This window comes from Neptunomonas japonica DSM 18939 (genome assembly GCF_000422765.1).
Classification (GTDB): Bacteria; Pseudomonadota; Gammaproteobacteria; order Pseudomonadales; family Balneatricaceae; genus Neptunomonas; species Neptunomonas japonica.
Map to the genome: position 1 here is coordinate 17660 of NZ_AUGR01000032.1, position 13857 is coordinate 31516.

The window sequence follows — 13857 nt, forward strand, 5'->3', positions numbered from 1 at the left end:
TGAGTGCTGAAAGTTATCGTTTGAAGTTTGAGAATATATTTTAAAACGAGTCAATAAATTAGCGAGAATATGATAAGTATAGAGAGGATGTTCATGCGTCAGAAGTTCATGTTTGTTTTATTTAGCTTATTTCTGATTAGCTTTGATGTCTCTGCTTTGGACTATTATCGGGTGACAGATGAGCCGATAAATGTTCGCTCTGGTCCGGGAACAAAGTTTCCAGTGTTACTGAAAGCGAAAAAAGGGGAGCAGGTTCTTTTTATAAAGAAACAAGGAGATTGGGCTAATATATTTTTCTTGCACAGTGATGGGCGCCAAGTTGAAGGTTGGATGCATGGTGATTATCTGCAACGGGAAAGTGATAATAGACAGGAAAATACGACTGTTAAAGCAGATTCAATAGGTGCTCATTTAAAATGTTTACCTAATGCACAAAAGAGTGGTGTAAGTAGCTGTATGTTAGATATTGACTTCACGGTAACAGGGCCACTAAGTGAAACCGCCGCAGAAGTTCGTTGTGAATCAGAAGTGCTTTTGCATTTAAAAGGCGGTGAAGTGAAGCCATTACAAGAAGTAGGGAGAATCCGTACCCCTATTAAAAAAGGTGCGGGCGCTGCTAGGATGCAATTAATGGTATTTCCATTAACGAAAGTGCTGGTAGAGAAAGTAACCGTAGTAGATTACAGGTGCATCGCGCAAGACAGCTAGAGAATTTTCAACATAGCAGTTTATTTTATTTGAGGCATTTCTGTTTAAAACAGTTCGTGTTGGTTATGGCTATTCACTATTTGTTTATGCTGTTTGGACAGTGCAAATCCTTAAATGATAGCTACAATTACTTATAGAAGGTGTGGTTTTATCTAAAGTAAAAATGCTAATGGTTCACCAGTACTTCGCTTCATGTGTCTATCGTGAATGCTGTAAGTTATTTAGTTTAGCAATATAGTCAAAACGTGTGAGTTTTGTAGCCATGGATATTGGGGCGTGAATGAAAGAGATTAATGGTAAAACAGCACGTTGGTTTAAGCTTTTATATGGTTTGTTGTCATTGTTAATGTTAATGGCTCTGGTTGCTTTTAGCTATGCCACATGGAGTAATGTTAAACAGCAAGCTTATCAGTCTTTGACGCCTCATAACCAAAGTCTAACGAGTGTTGTTAAGCGCTTTTTTATTCATCAAGAAGCTCTGCTTGGTGAGTTAGCAGAATCTATTACTGTTTCAAGCAGCCCTGATAGCATTATACAAACTCGCTTGAATGATGTCCTAAGAGCGACTCCGCAGATGCGAGTACTTGCTGTGCTTGATACTCAGGGCTCTATTGTGGCGACTACCGGTAATATTCATACACTTGAATGGCTGGATTTGTTCGATAATGATGAATCGACTATTGGCAGGCCTTTTAGGCCTACTTTTGTTGGTGAAAACATCTTACCCGTACGAAAAGCCATAACTAATTCAAGCGGTGTGAGAACGGGTTATGTTGTAGCTGCTTATCGTCTGCTCGGTAATGATGCTATTTGGCAAGAGGCTGAAGAGGCTGAAAGTAAACGCCGCTCAATGATCATTGGTGATGACGGCCGTGTGTATATTTCTTATCCTGAATCAGACACTTTTTGGCAAAGCTTTGTTTCGTTGAAAGTAGAGAACGAGTTTCTCAATACCTTATCGGAGCTAACGCAAAAAGCAGGAGAGTGGCAAACACGTGATGTGCAGTATCAGGATGAGCAATTACTAGTAACCGCCAGCTTTATTGAAGATTATCGTTTTTATATAGTGAGTGGAATTCAGAGTGCGGATTTATTTTCTCGTTGGTTAGAGAGAATGAAATATGTTGCTCTGGCAGTATTAATCTTTCTGATTGTAGGTCTTGTTGTTTTCAGGATTATTTTAACCAGAGCCGCTCGTTTTGAGTCTGCACGAAATGTAGCTGAGCATAATGTTTTCAAACTCTCCAGAGCTATTGAGCAAAGCCCTAGCAGTGTTATTGTCACCGATGAACATTGGTTAATTGAGTATGCCAATAATCGGTTGAGTGATGGCGCAGAGTCTTTGATTAAACTTGATTCTGGCCAAGTGCTCCTTGATCACTTTCCACATAGTTTATTGAAAACTGATGTTTCAGCTATTTCTGAAAACTTGATTCATGGCACAAACTGGTATGGAGAGCGCCGCGCAAAAGAGCAGAAGCAGTGGTTTTCATTTTCAATTAGTGGAATGACCAATGATGCTGGTCATGTGACAAATCATGTGATTGTTACTCAAGATATAACAGAGCGTAAACAAGTTGAGGTGCGCTTATTTAAGCAGGCAAACTATGATGCTTTAACAGGACTACCTAACAGGCGTCGTACCAACGAGTTGTTGACTGAAACGTTGAAAACAGCCTGGCAAGAAAATAAGCGTGTTGCTGTGCTCTATATGGATGTTGATAACTTTAAACAAATAAACGATACATTTGGTCATATGTTAGGCGACCAAATGTTACAGCTTATCGCTGTAAGGTTGCAGCAAGCTGTAGCCGATTCGGGAACAGCCTGCCATATGAGTGGTGACGAGTTTCTAGTGTCTATTGTGTTTGATGCAGAACAAGACGTAGTAGATCTTGCCGATAATATTATGAGTGTTATGAAGCAGCCTGTTTTGTTGGAAGGCAAAAAGCTCTTTATATCAGTGAGTATCGGTATCTCGCGTTATCCAGAAGATAGTGATGATGTCTCGAATTTGTTAAAGCATGCAGATATTGCGCTTTATGAATCTAAAAATCAGGGACGACGTTGTTATAGTTTCTTCAGCCAAGAGTTAGATGATAAGAACAAGCGTAAAGTAGAACTAGAATCAGAGATTCGTAATGCTCTTGCTAATAAAGAACTGTTTATGGTTTATCAGACCAAAAATAGAATCTCCTCCGGTGAAGTGTATGGCTTTGAAGCGCTCATGCGCTGGCAGAGTCCGCGATTAGGTTTTGTGAGCCCAGAAGAGTTTATTTCAGCAGCAGAAGAGATTGGTGTGATTGATCAGCTAGGCGAGTTTGCGCTTTATGAAGCATGCCGTGATCTGCAGAAATTCCAGTTTCATGCGACTCAACCACTCGCTATGGCTGTGAATGTTTCTATGTCGCAGTTAACGAACTCGGATATTGTTGGTACGGTACGCAAAGTATTACAAGATACCGGCTTAAACCCCAGTGTGCTTGAATTAGAGATAACAGAATCAATGCTTGCTCAGCGTTTAGAAGAGGTGCAGCCTGTTCTTAATGAGCTTCTAAGTTTGGGAGTGTCACTTAGTATTGATGATTTTGGTACCGGTTATAGCTCACTGAGCTACTTAACTCGCTTCCCAGTTTCAGCCCTTAAAATCGATCGATGCTTTATCATGGATATGGTTGATAATCGTAGTGATGCGACCTTAACACATACTGTGATTACTATGGCGCATAAGCTTGGGCTTAAAGTTGTTGCAGAAGGGATTGAGGATGAAGATCAATTGGCTCTCTTGCGCGTCTATGGCTGTGATCTTGGTCAGGGTTACTATTTCACAAAACCTCTTCCTTACGATCAAATGACCGCTCATTTGAAGAGCCAGCAAGAAACGCCTGATTGGGCTGTCTGAGGTTTTACAGATAATTGTCTAACAGATATAACCACCGGATGATCTTCCGGTGGTTCTGTAAAGGCAGGTATTGGAGCTGTTAGTTACACATTACCACATTAAATCATCAGGGATAGCGTACTCAGCATATGGATCATCTTGCTCGGGTTGTTCTTCAGGTTTGAGACGAATTAGCCATGTTGGTTGACGTGCTTCAACACGGTCGGCAATTTCGGCAGAAATCAAATAATATTTGTCATCCAATTTGCTAATAACCAGTTGCATACGTGCTAGTTGGTTATGTAAATCTGCAGTGACATAAATATTCTTTATCAGTGTACCATCAACAAAGCGGTAGCTTATTTCAGCTTTATCACTGATGTGTATTTTGTGATGTTCGATCAGCTGACGTGCTTCAGACTCTAATGCTTTTTTTGCTTTTTCTTCTTCACGACGCTTATTTAATTCTTTATCACGCTCAGCTTTTTCTTTGCGTGAGTTCTCAAGATTTCGTTGTGCCTCGGCACTAGATGCTGCGAGGTCTTGTTTTGTTGCTTTTTTCTTTTGAGCTTTTGCTTTTTTTGCTTGTTGTTTATTGGCCAACCCGGCTTTTAATAACTGATCTTGAAGTGAGATAGCCATCAGCAAATACCTGCTATGATTTTTTGGGCAGTATAATAGCACAAGCAGTTTTAAAAGAGCGTTACATCCTTCCCTGATAAGTGTTGTTAGCGTATATTTTATCAATTTTTTATCATGAGAATAGCAATGACAGATCCGCAGTTTATAGCATTTTTAGTTGCCATTACGTTATTAACCATCTCGCCGGGTGTTGATACTCTATTGGTATTAAGGAATGCCAACAGGGGTGGCTGGAAAGATGGTGTTGTTAGTAGCTTTGGTATTTGCAGCGGTCTATTTGTTCATGCAGCAGTTTCTGCTGTTGGTATTTCTGTCATTTTATTACAGTCATTTTGGGCATTCGGTGCTTTGAAACTTGTAGGTGCTATTTATTTGATTTGGCTAGGTGTGCAGAGTCTAACATCATTACGCAAACCTATTATGGAAGGTGTGGTGACCGTTGCCGGAAATAACTTTAATTGGTCTAGGTCTATCAGAGAGGGTTTATTGTCTAATGTTCTTAATCCTAAGACAGTAATTTTCTATATGGCATTTTTACCTCAATTTATTAACCCTGAGTTTGACTTGTTGGCCCAGTCGTTAGGTTTGGCGGGTATTCACTTTGTGATAAGTATGGTGTGGCTATGTGCTCTAACGTTAATGTTGTGTAAGTTAAAAGGTTGTGGGGTTGGAAGGCGTGTTGAAAAGTCATTACAGGGAATGACAGGCGTTGTAATGATAGCTTTAGGGCTAAGCCTAGCGTTTGAGCAACGTGGCAAGTAATGAATGAAGGTCTACGCCAAAGATGCAATTCGCTGGAGAAGCAATCTCTGACGAGGCCTTGAATCAATATAGCGCTTAATGGCGCTTAACGGAACCTGAGGCAGTGTTTTTAGAGTGGTATCTGAGTATCGCTTCTTGAGGAAGTTTTTAGTCATTTTTCTCGTTGGCATGTGCTGACTTTCGGTATTGCTGAATTTTTATATTTCAAACAGTGAGTTATTCTAGGTTTTAGAACTCGAATGCATAGCTATAACATGCGTTTTAGTGTTTAAAATATGTTTCCTGGTTGCGCTAAGGGAGGGCTCATGAGTCACTCGATCTCATAAGCCCTTATATGACGTTAAGTTAAAAGTCGTCATCAAACACTTCTTTCATGCTTCTTTGAAGGCGTCTGCTTTCAAGCATTTCTTCAATATTTTGTCGAACATTGCGGCGCGTATTTTTTTGTGTGCTGATAAAGCCTAAATCCTCTAGATCGTTGCTATCTAGATCGTAACTGTCATTTTCGTCCAGTGAGTCATCACTGATATCTAGTTCGTCTCTCATAAGAGTGATACCTCCAAACAAGTTATTTCACTATCGTAGGTGGTGAAATAGTCAATTTAGTTTTTAAGGTTTCGCAAACAAGTTACTAAAATTGATATTTATCAGTGGATGGCTAGTGTGTAAATTGAAATAAATTTGGTGATTTCAGATTTTTTTTGAATAAAAATCAACATTAAACAAATTTACGTTTTATGCTTATTAAGCGGCATTTCTAGTTTGCATAAAAGTAGTTGTGTTAGTTTTATTATGGTTTAAAAAGCTATTCAGTTTAAAAACTGTGCTGGTGCAGCATTTCTTATTAATTTTGTTGATCTAGGCCACTAATATTGAGATATTTGTATTGTTGCGACTGCGTAAAAGTGTCATTGAATGTATACTTTTGGCTAGGATAGTCGTTATTTTTAACAGTAGTGTGGGGATCAGGGTTTGAGCACAAAATACTTAAAACGTTTTTTTAAGCCTAAATCGATAGCTGTCTTTGGTGCATCAGAAAAGCCTGGAAGTATGGGTGGAATTGTTGTCCAAAACTTGTTGGGTAGTAAGTTTCCTGGGGTGTTGATGTGTATTAACCCAGAAGGTTATGACCAAGTTTTTGGTGTGAAGTGTTATCAAAGTATTTCTGAACTTCCAGAAATGCCTGATCTGGCTATTATTTGTTCACCACCTGATTCTGTGGCGGATATTATCCGTAAGTTAGGCGCGCATATGGTTAAAGCGGCGATAATTTTAACGGGTGGTCTATCTATTAAGAATAACCCTGCGGCTAAAACACTCAGTGAGTCAGTTCGAGAAGCTGCTAGACCCTACGGGATACGTATCATGGGGCCTGATTGCATGGGGTTGTTGGTTCCTGGTTCGAATATGAATGCTAGTTATTCACATATGCATATTCAAAAGGGTAAAGTCGCTTACATTGGCCAGTCCGGGTTATTAGGAACTGCAATGATTGATTGGGCTAACGGTCGCGAAATAGGTTTTTCCCACTTTATGACCTTAGGTAATGGCGTTGATGTCGATCTGTCTTCAGTGATTGATTATGTTTCTCAGGACCCTTATACGCATTCTATTTTGTTGCAGATGGATCGTGTATCTGGTTCTTCCAGAAACTTTATTTCAGCTTTACGCGCTGCGTGCCGTAATAAGTTAGTGCTGGTACTTAAATCTGGAATTTTTTCTGAAGAAGCGTCAAAAATTGCAGCAACTCCCGGTATACCGGATGAGGATGTTGTATATGATGCCGCGTTAAGACGTGCTGGAGCTGTGCGTGTAGAAACGTCTGACCAGTTGTTTAATGCACTAGAAACCTTGTCTCGTATGAAACCTCTCAGAGGAGAGCGGTTAGCAATTATCTGTAACGGTATGGGGCCGAATGCTTTAGCCACCGATCGTTTATTAAAGTCAGGTGGCAAATTAGCGGTTCTGGGCGAAGAGACAATTACTCAACTTGATAATATTCTGTCACCAGGATGGAATCAAAAAAATCCGATCGATCTAAACTCAGATGCTACCCCTGAGCGTTTCGCGCAAGTGTCTCAAATTTTATCAAAAGATAAAGAAGTAGATGTCATCTTGTCAATTCATGCGCCGACACGATTAGCCCCCAGTGTCGAAACGGCTGATGAACTAGTGAAGGTTATTCGTAAATCGCAGCGTAATATTCTTACATGTTGGATGGGACGCGCGACGGCTATTGAAGCACGGAATCATTGTAATGCAGCCAATGTAGCAACTTTTATTACACCTGAAGAAGCTATTGATGCTTTCATGCACATGGTGGATTATCGTCGTAACCAAGTTGTTATGCGCCAAACTCCGGCGACCTATATCGAACAAAATACACAGAACCATAAAAAAGCAAAGAAAATCATTGCTGATGCCTTGACGGAGCCGCGCGATTACCTGACACATGACGAAGCGTGTGATCTATTAGATCAATACGATATCCCTGTTCAGAATAGTTATTACGCAGAGGATATAGATGCTGTTGTCGCGCGAGCAGAAGAAATTGGAGGCTCTGTAGCGATAAAGGCATTGCATCGTAAAAATGTTTACCCTTTTAGTTATGATGCTCAAGCGTCACAGCGCCGCCATGATTTAGCTCAAGACTTATATTCTTCAAGCGATGTTAGGTATGCGACGACAAAGCTAGCTTATCGTGTAAGTGAGCGTATAGGTGATGACGAAAGTATGGGCTTTTGTGTGCAGCAGATGAAACGTGGTTTTCAGTCTTTGCAAATAAATGTAGGCATTACTCGAGATCCGACTTTTGGTCCTATTATCGTCTTTGGAGCAGGTGGGTTTACCGTCGATGTATTGGCTGACAGGCATGTCATGCTACCGCCTATGAATACAGCTTTAGCAAAAGAGCTAGTTAAAAATTCGCGTATTTATAAGATTATAAAAGAGCATAGTTACCAGCCAGAGAGAGACGTTGAACAACTTTCTGACATGATTCTTAAATTGTCAGAAATGATTGTTGATTTGCCGAACCTTCAAGGGTTAGAAATTAACCCTTTATTGCTGAACAAAATGGGCATTTTGGCTGTAGATGTTGCGGTTTCTATTGGTGACAAGTCTGAATTGGCAATATCGCCTTACCCTGGTGATTTAGAAGAATCGATTGCGCTAAAACGTTCAGGAAGGCCTGCTGTTGTACGTCCGATCCGTGGAGAGGATGAACCTCGCCATTTAGATTTTTACAATAAACTTAGTCCTGAATCTATTCGTATGCGGTATTTTTATAGTCGCGGAATTCCTTCTCATCAAGAGCTAGCGAGTTGGACTCAAATCGATTATGACCGTGAAATGGCATTTATTGTGTCGGCTCCTAGTTTGGATGGAACGGGTCCTGAAACACTGGGTGTTGTTCGGGTTGTTACTGATCCTGATAACATTCAAAGTGAATTTTCGGTAGTGATTAGAGATGATCTGCAAGGAGAAGGCCTGGGTGTTATTTTAATGCGCAAAGCGGTTGATTACTGTCGTAGCCGCAAGACACTAATGATAGAAGGGTCGACATTACCGACTAATAAGGGGATGCAGGGGTTGGCTCTTAAGCTTGGTTTTACCAATACTTTCAATATGGAAGAGGAAGTAGTTGATATGAAAATGAAGCTTAATGAACCCACTGAAGATTGGCAGTTTACACGGTTACAACATTAACACTTGAGATAGGGAGCCTCTGCAATACATATGCACTATATTATTGTATGTAGAGGCTTGCTTCAGGGTGGGCAAAAGAAGATGCTGCTTAACTTATGAACGCGCTATAAACTATCAGAATTGATATTAAGCTGTTGGGCAGTACATTTCATGGAGTGTATGAATAATGCGTTTAGCAGTGTCGCCAGATAAAGAGTAATAGATAGTTTGTGACTCTCGACGAGTACTGACCAAACCATCCTTTCTGAGAACAGCTAAATGTTGTGATAATGCTGACTGACTTAAATCAAGGCAGTTATTCAGTTGCGTTACAGAAAGCTCTTTACCGTCCAAGTAGCAAAGAATAAGTAGTCTGCTTTCATTGCCGAGCGCTTTCATCAGTTGCGCTGCTCGAGATGCGTTGGTTTTCATCATCTCAAGGGTTTCGGCGTTTAGGTTAGACTCTTCTATTGTATGGGCCAAATCTTATTCTCCACAGGAGTAAGTTGAGATAAAACAAATCTTTGAGCCTGTTACAAATCCTTTTTGTAATTTTACTCTTCTAATATAAGGATAATAAGGTGAAATGTAGGGTTTTACCATAAAAAAAGCACCTGTTAAGGTGCTCTTAAATAAAGATGCTGAATTAGGGTAAAAATCAATGAGCGTCTTTAAAGCCTAGAAGCCGAACGATGCTCATGCCAGGGCACCAGCCGGAAAAAGCGGATTGTAATAAGCTGGCACCGACAATAGCTGTTACAACCAATAGCAAGGTGTTGATACTGAAAAATAAAACCGCGATGACTGTCCCAAGAATTATCGACCCAGCCATTATGTGTATACCTTGATTAACATTCATACCCGCTACATTACAGCTCTCTTGTTGTAAGCCTAGTTTCTTAAAAATAGTGATAGCAGGGCACCAGCCAGTAAATGCAGATTGGAGTAGGTTTAAGCCAACAAAGCCCGTGAGGTAAAACCAATTTGGGTTGATATAGCTTCCTAGAGCAAGGCTGATGAGTACAACGGTTCCTGCCATTAAACGAAGTGCTGCACTAACGGTCATGATTGATCTCCAACATATAAGGTTTAGTTATTATTATATATTAGTTTTATCTAATGTGTAGATAAATATCTTCATGTTTTAGTCAATTTGTATTGAGTAAGATCAAGACTAAAAATTCTTTTCTTGTTATCGTGAAGTTATGCCGTATTTGGAGAAGGTTATGAAAACTGAAAGAGTTTTGGTACATATCGATACAGCCCAAGTATCAGATGCGTTGATACAGAAGCTAATGATACTGGCTCAGAAAAAAGGGACCATTATTGAGCTGTTTTCTTGTTGTTATAACCAGTCTCTGCACCGAAGCTACCTCTTTGATGATGAAGCTGAAAAGCATGCCATTGCAGGATATTTACATCAAGAAGAGGCTAAGCTAATTCGCTTGGCGGAACAGTTAGAAGAGCAAGGAGGTCGAGCTAGTTATGACTTAACTTGGAACCGTAATGTTGCCGAAGGCCTCATTCGAAAAGCGCTAAGGTACAGAGCAGATATCGTTGTTTTTCCTATCGGTCGACATGCTCATGGTCATTATTTATTTAGGCAGGGAGATTGGCAGTTAATAGCGCAGTGCCCTGTACCTCTGTTACTAATGAGAGATCAACAGTGGGCCGTTCACCCTCGTATTGCTGCTTTGGTTGATCCGTTTCATCACTGTGATGAGCCTCAGGCGTTGGATAATCAAGTATTGAAAGGTTTGCAAGCGTTAAGTGAGTTGCTAGTTGCCGAACAACATGTGGTGCATAGCTTTGCTACCGTTCCGCAGGCTGCAATTTTTGATGAGCATTTGACAGTTGACTATGCGGCGATGCATGAGAAAGTTAAACTCCGTCATACAGAAGTTTTACAAGCTATGGTGGGCAGTGAAGCTATTTTGCATCTTGAGCAGGGCGATGTTCATACTATTATCCCTGCACTTGCTAAGCGCGAAAGTATTGACCTTCTTGTTATGGGATCAATCTCGAGAGGATTTTTGGATCGATTCTTGATAGGAAGCTCAGTTGAGCGAATAGTTGATCATGTAGAGTGTGACTTCTTATTGGTTAAGCAACCGGACTTTGTTAGCCCGGTTACTGAATAAATAAAGTGCTGTGAGCTTTTAAAGATCAAAACTTGCCCATATAGGAGCGTGGTCAGAAGGTTTTTCCATGCCTCTTATTTCATAGTCGATATCTGAATTTTCACAGGTTTGGCTAAGACCTTTCGTTGCTAAAATAACGTCAATTCTTAGACCTCGTTTAGGCTCCTGTTCAAAACCTCTGCTGCGATAATCAAACCAGCTGAAGCGGTCATTAGTTTCAGGGTGAAACTGTCGAAATGTATCAATTAGCCCCCAGCCTTGCAGACGAGCAAGCCACTCGCGTTCTATTGGTTGAAAACTAGATTTTCCCGTTTTTAACCAGCGTTTACGGTTAACTTCACCAATACCTATATCAAGTTCGGTGGGGGATATATTGATATCGCCCATCACGATTAAGTTTTCATCAGGGGAATGGTTTGTGATTAGGTGTTCTTGGAGGTCTGCATAAAAACGTGTTTTCGCAGGGAACTTAATAGGGTGTTCAATATTCTCACCTTGCGGGAAATAGCCATTGAGTATGGTAACCGTATCCCCTTTAGGTGTTGCGTACTTGCCGATGATCATGCGACGTTGCGCGTCAGGTTCGTCGTTAATAAAGCCTTTTTGAATGCTTAGTGGCGGTAGTTTAGAGATAAGACAAACGCCGTAATGGCTTTTTTGGCCAAAATACTCAACATGGTAGCCATGTGCTTCAATCATCTCTATTGGGAATTGAGGATCGTCCACTTTGATCTCTTGCAGACCAATAACATCGGGGCTGTATTTTTCGATGAGCGCAGCAATCTGATGAGGGCGTGCGCGTAATCCATTAATATTAAAAGAGATAATTTTCATAGTAAGCATCATCAGTTTGTTAAATTAGCGATCAGTCTAACATGATTGATTGCTTTAAATGCAGAGTGCCGATTTGATTTACCTATCATCGTATTAGTTATCTTTGATTGGTACTTTAGGGCATGAATCGTTACAGTTAATGAAAATTTATTGAGGGAGTTAGGCTTTGTCTGCTTATGATTTTGATCTGTTTGTAATCGGGGCTGGTTCGGGTGGCGTAAGAGCAGCGCGAATGGCGGCGTCTATGGGCGTGAAAGTAGCAGTAACTGAAGACCGTTATTTGGGCGGAACTTGCGTTAACGTTGGTTGTGTTCCCAAAAAATTATTTGTGTATGCTTCTCATTACAAAGAAGAATTTATTGAAGCGGCAGGCTTTGGCTGGAATGTGGGAGCTAGTAGCTTTGACTGGCCGACTCTTAGAGACCGCAAGAATGATGAGATTAGCCGCTTAAACGGTATTTATCGTAACCTATTGGTTAACTCGGGTTGTGAGCTACTTGAAGGGCGTGGCACGCTGGTGGATGAGCATACAGTTGCTGTTAATGGAAAGCATTACACAGCAGAACGGATAATAGTTGCAACCGGTGGCTGGCCATTTGTGCCGGATATTAAGGGTAAAGAGCACATTATTAGCTCAAATGAAGTGTTTTTCTTAGAGACCTTCCCTAAGCGCGCTGTAGTTGTTGGTGGGGGTTACATTGCTGTTGAGTTTGCAGGGATCTTTGCTGGTTTGGGTTCTGAAACAAGCTTGATTTACCGCGGCGATCTCTTCCTTCGAGGTTTTGATAGAGACTTGCGTGAGTTTGTTGCTCAAGAAGTTAGCAAGAAGCATGTAGACCTTAAATTTAATAACAATATTGAATCGATAGAGAAACAGGCAGACGGTAGTTTATTACTTAAACTAACGGACGGCTCTACTCACGAAACGGATTGTGTGCTGTATGCCACTGGACGTGTCCCTAATGTGAATGATCTCGGTCTTGAAGCATTAGGTATAGAGCAGCAGAAAAATGGTGCTATCGTCGTTAATGAGAGCTTTCAAACGAATGTTCCTTCGGTGTATGCGATTGGTGATGTAATAGATCGTGTTCAGCTAACACCTGTAGCGCTTGCTGAAGGTATGGCATTAGTCCGACATCTCTATCAGGAAGGCAACCCTGCTGTTGATTATGACTTGATCCCAACAGCTGTTTTTTGTCAGCCTAATATTGGTACAGTTGGCTTGTCAGAAGAGCAGGCGCGTGAGCAAGGTAAAGATATTGATGTATATCGTAGTGAGTTTCGTGCGATGAAGCATACGATGTCGGGTAGCGAAGAGCGCACCTTGATGAAAATGATCGTTGAAAAAAGTACCGACAAAGTACTCGGCGTTCATATGGTGGGACCTGATGCGGGGGAGATTATTCAAGGGCTGGCAGTTGCGCTTAAGGCAGGAGCAACTAAGGCGGTATTTGATAGTACTATTGGTATTCACCCAACAGCGGCTGAGGAGTTCGTTACCATGCGAGAGCCTGTAAAAAGCTAATTGAAAAGTGGCGCAGTACCACCTAGTCTTTAGAGTAGGAGGTGCTGCAATGAAACTTCTTATTAAAATGCTGTTGCTGGCGATTATTCCTGCGTGGATGCAAAATGAGCAACCCGATAGCCAGCATTTTTACAGACGTCAGTTTACTAAAAGCTATCAGCGCAAACGCATAATTGTTCGCAGGCTATGGGTGTGTAGTGCATTTTTGATTTTGCTTTTTCCTACAATGGTATTTGCATCAATTGTGGGGTTGATGAGTACATTTTTATCATTTTGCCTACTAGATGAAACCAATGAGTAGGCAAAGAAAAGAGGCTAATGATGCACTCATTAGCCTCTTTTTTATTACTTGTCCCGTCCTGAAATAGGTTTACATATTGAGGACCTATTATGGACACATCAACCCCCACGCATCATAAGCGCAGTCAGTGCGATTACACAATGGGCTTTAAATTGCAGGTTGTAGATGCTGTTGAAAAAGGCGACATGACCTATAAACAAGCTCAAAAGATATATGGTATTCAAGGGCGATCTACCGTTCTGACTTGGTTAAGAAAGCACGGCAAGCTAGATTGGTCCCAGCCAACGCATAGAATTATGACTAAATCACCCCAAAGCAAAGAAACGCCAGCCCAGAAAATTAAGCGCCTAGAGAGGGAGCTTGAAGATGAGCGAGC

The 13857-nt window shown here is 41.0% G+C and carries 13 protein-coding genes; 8 read left to right on the plus strand and 5 right to left on the minus strand.

Annotation, left to right across the window (positions count from 1 at the left end; all coding sequences use genetic code 11):
• Nucleotides 1–93: 93 nt before the first annotated feature.
• Both G511_RS0117080 and G511_RS24005 read left to right on the plus strand, forming a co-directional pair.
• On the plus strand, nucleotides 94–708 hold the full coding sequence (locus tag G511_RS0117080; protein ID WP_028470722.1) for an SH3 domain-containing protein: 615 nt from the start codon (nucleotides 94–96) through the stop codon (nucleotides 706–708).
• Nucleotides 709–988: 280 nt separating this feature from the next.
• Entirely contained in the window at nucleotides 989–3610 is a 2622-nt protein-coding gene (locus G511_RS24005) for a bifunctional diguanylate cyclase/phosphodiesterase (RefSeq protein ID WP_051222196.1), read from the plus strand.
• 90 nt (nucleotides 3611–3700) lie between these two features.
• Here the strand turns inward: G511_RS24005 and G511_RS0117090 are convergent, their stop codons facing one another.
• Nucleotides 3701–4231 carry a DUF2058 domain-containing protein gene (locus G511_RS0117090; protein WP_028470723.1) on the minus strand — a complete coding sequence of 177 codons (531 nt, stop codon included), beginning with the start codon at nucleotides 4229–4231 and terminating at the stop codon, nucleotides 3701–3703.
• 126 nt (nucleotides 4232–4357) lie between these two features.
• Between G511_RS0117090 and G511_RS0117095 the strand changes: the two genes are divergently transcribed.
• Nucleotides 4358–4993: a LysE family translocator gene (locus tag G511_RS0117095; protein ID WP_028470724.1), complete on the plus strand. Its 636-nt coding sequence runs from the start codon at nucleotides 4358–4360 to the stop codon at nucleotides 4991–4993.
• A gap of 345 nt (nucleotides 4994–5338) precedes the next feature.
• Here G511_RS0117095 and G511_RS0117100 read toward each other — a convergent pair whose 3' ends face one another.
• Nucleotides 5339–5539, minus strand: a complete 201-nt coding sequence (locus G511_RS0117100; protein WP_028470725.1) for a PA3496 family putative envelope integrity protein — start codon at nucleotides 5537–5539, stop codon at nucleotides 5339–5341.
• 426 nt (nucleotides 5540–5965) lie between these two features.
• Here G511_RS0117100 and G511_RS0117105 point away from each other — a divergent pair, with 426 nt between their 5' ends.
• On the plus strand, nucleotides 5966–8701 hold the full coding sequence (locus G511_RS0117105; protein WP_028470726.1) for a bifunctional acetate--CoA ligase family protein/GNAT family N-acetyltransferase: 2736 nt from the start codon (nucleotides 5966–5968) through the stop codon (nucleotides 8699–8701).
• A 126-nt stretch (nucleotides 8702–8827) separates the two neighbouring features.
• Here the strand turns inward: G511_RS0117105 and G511_RS0117110 are convergent, their stop codons facing one another.
• Both G511_RS0117110 and G511_RS0117115 read right to left on the minus strand, forming a co-directional pair.
• Nucleotides 8828–9112, minus strand: a complete 285-nt coding sequence (locus G511_RS0117110; protein WP_028470727.1) for an ArsR/SmtB family transcription factor — start codon at nucleotides 9110–9112, stop codon at nucleotides 8828–8830.
• A 226-nt stretch (nucleotides 9113–9338) separates the two neighbouring features.
• Complete coding sequence (locus tag G511_RS0117115) at nucleotides 9339–9746, minus strand: YgaP family membrane protein (RefSeq protein ID WP_028470728.1); 408 nt, start codon at nucleotides 9744–9746, stop codon at nucleotides 9339–9341.
• A gap of 160 nt (nucleotides 9747–9906) precedes the next feature.
• Between G511_RS0117115 and G511_RS0117120 the strand changes: the two genes are divergently transcribed.
• Nucleotides 9907–10821: a universal stress protein gene (locus tag G511_RS0117120; protein WP_028470729.1), complete on the plus strand. Its 915-nt coding sequence runs from the start codon at nucleotides 9907–9909 to the stop codon at nucleotides 10819–10821.
• 18 nt (nucleotides 10822–10839) lie between these two features.
• Here G511_RS0117120 and xthA read toward each other — a convergent pair whose 3' ends face one another.
• Nucleotides 10840–11655, minus strand: a complete 816-nt coding sequence (xthA, locus tag G511_RS0117125) for an exodeoxyribonuclease III (protein WP_028470730.1) — start codon at nucleotides 11653–11655, stop codon at nucleotides 10840–10842.
• Between the two features lie 166 nt (nucleotides 11656–11821).
• On the opposite strand from xthA, the gene gorA reads away from it, so the two are divergent.
• The 3 genes from gorA to G511_RS0117140 form a co-directional block, all read left to right on the plus strand.
• On the plus strand, nucleotides 11822–13180 hold the full coding sequence (gorA, locus tag G511_RS0117130; protein WP_028470731.1) for a glutathione-disulfide reductase: 1359 nt from the start codon (nucleotides 11822–11824) through the stop codon (nucleotides 13178–13180).
• A 49-nt stretch (nucleotides 13181–13229) separates the two neighbouring features.
• Nucleotides 13230–13481, plus strand: a complete 252-nt coding sequence (locus G511_RS0117135; RefSeq protein ID WP_028470732.1) for a hypothetical protein — start codon at nucleotides 13230–13232, stop codon at nucleotides 13479–13481.
• An 89-nt stretch (nucleotides 13482–13570) separates the two neighbouring features.
• On the plus strand, nucleotides 13571–13857 hold a 287-nt coding region (locus G511_RS0117140), incomplete at its 3' end, for an IS3 family transposase (protein WP_028470733.1).

What these genes read in the sequence shown, in the direction of transcription:
- G511_RS0117120 (WP_028470729.1), top strand. Translation starts at nt 9,907, where the DNA reads ATGAAAACTGAAAGAGTTTTGGTACATATCGATACAGCCCAAGTATCA.
- G511_RS0117095 (WP_028470724.1), top strand. Translation starts at nt 4,358, where the DNA reads ATGACAGATCCGCAGTTTATAGCATTTTTAGTTGCCATTACGTTATTA.
- G511_RS0117100 (WP_028470725.1), bottom strand. Translation starts at nt 5,539, where the DNA reads ATGAGAGACGAACTAGATATCAGTGATGACTCACTGGACGAAAATGAC.
- G511_RS0117135 (WP_028470732.1), top strand. Translation starts at nt 13,230, where the DNA reads ATGAAACTTCTTATTAAAATGCTGTTGCTGGCGATTATTCCTGCGTGG.
- G511_RS24005 (WP_051222196.1), top strand. Translation starts at nt 989, where the DNA reads ATGAAAGAGATTAATGGTAAAACAGCACGTTGGTTTAAGCTTTTATAT.
- G511_RS0117115 (WP_028470728.1), bottom strand. Translation starts at nt 9,746, where the DNA reads ATGACCGTTAGTGCAGCACTTCGTTTAATGGCAGGAACCGTTGTACTC.
- G511_RS0117110 (WP_028470727.1), bottom strand. Translation starts at nt 9,112, where the DNA reads ATGAAAACCAACGCATCTCGAGCAGCGCAACTGATGAAAGCGCTCGGC.
- G511_RS0117080 (WP_028470722.1), top strand. Translation starts at nt 94, where the DNA reads ATGCGTCAGAAGTTCATGTTTGTTTTATTTAGCTTATTTCTGATTAGC.
- G511_RS0117090 (WP_028470723.1), bottom strand. Translation starts at nt 4,231, where the DNA reads ATGGCTATCTCACTTCAAGATCAGTTATTAAAAGCCGGGTTGGCCAAT.
- xthA (WP_028470730.1), bottom strand. Translation starts at nt 11,655, where the DNA reads ATGAAAATTATCTCTTTTAATATTAATGGATTACGCGCACGCCCTCAT.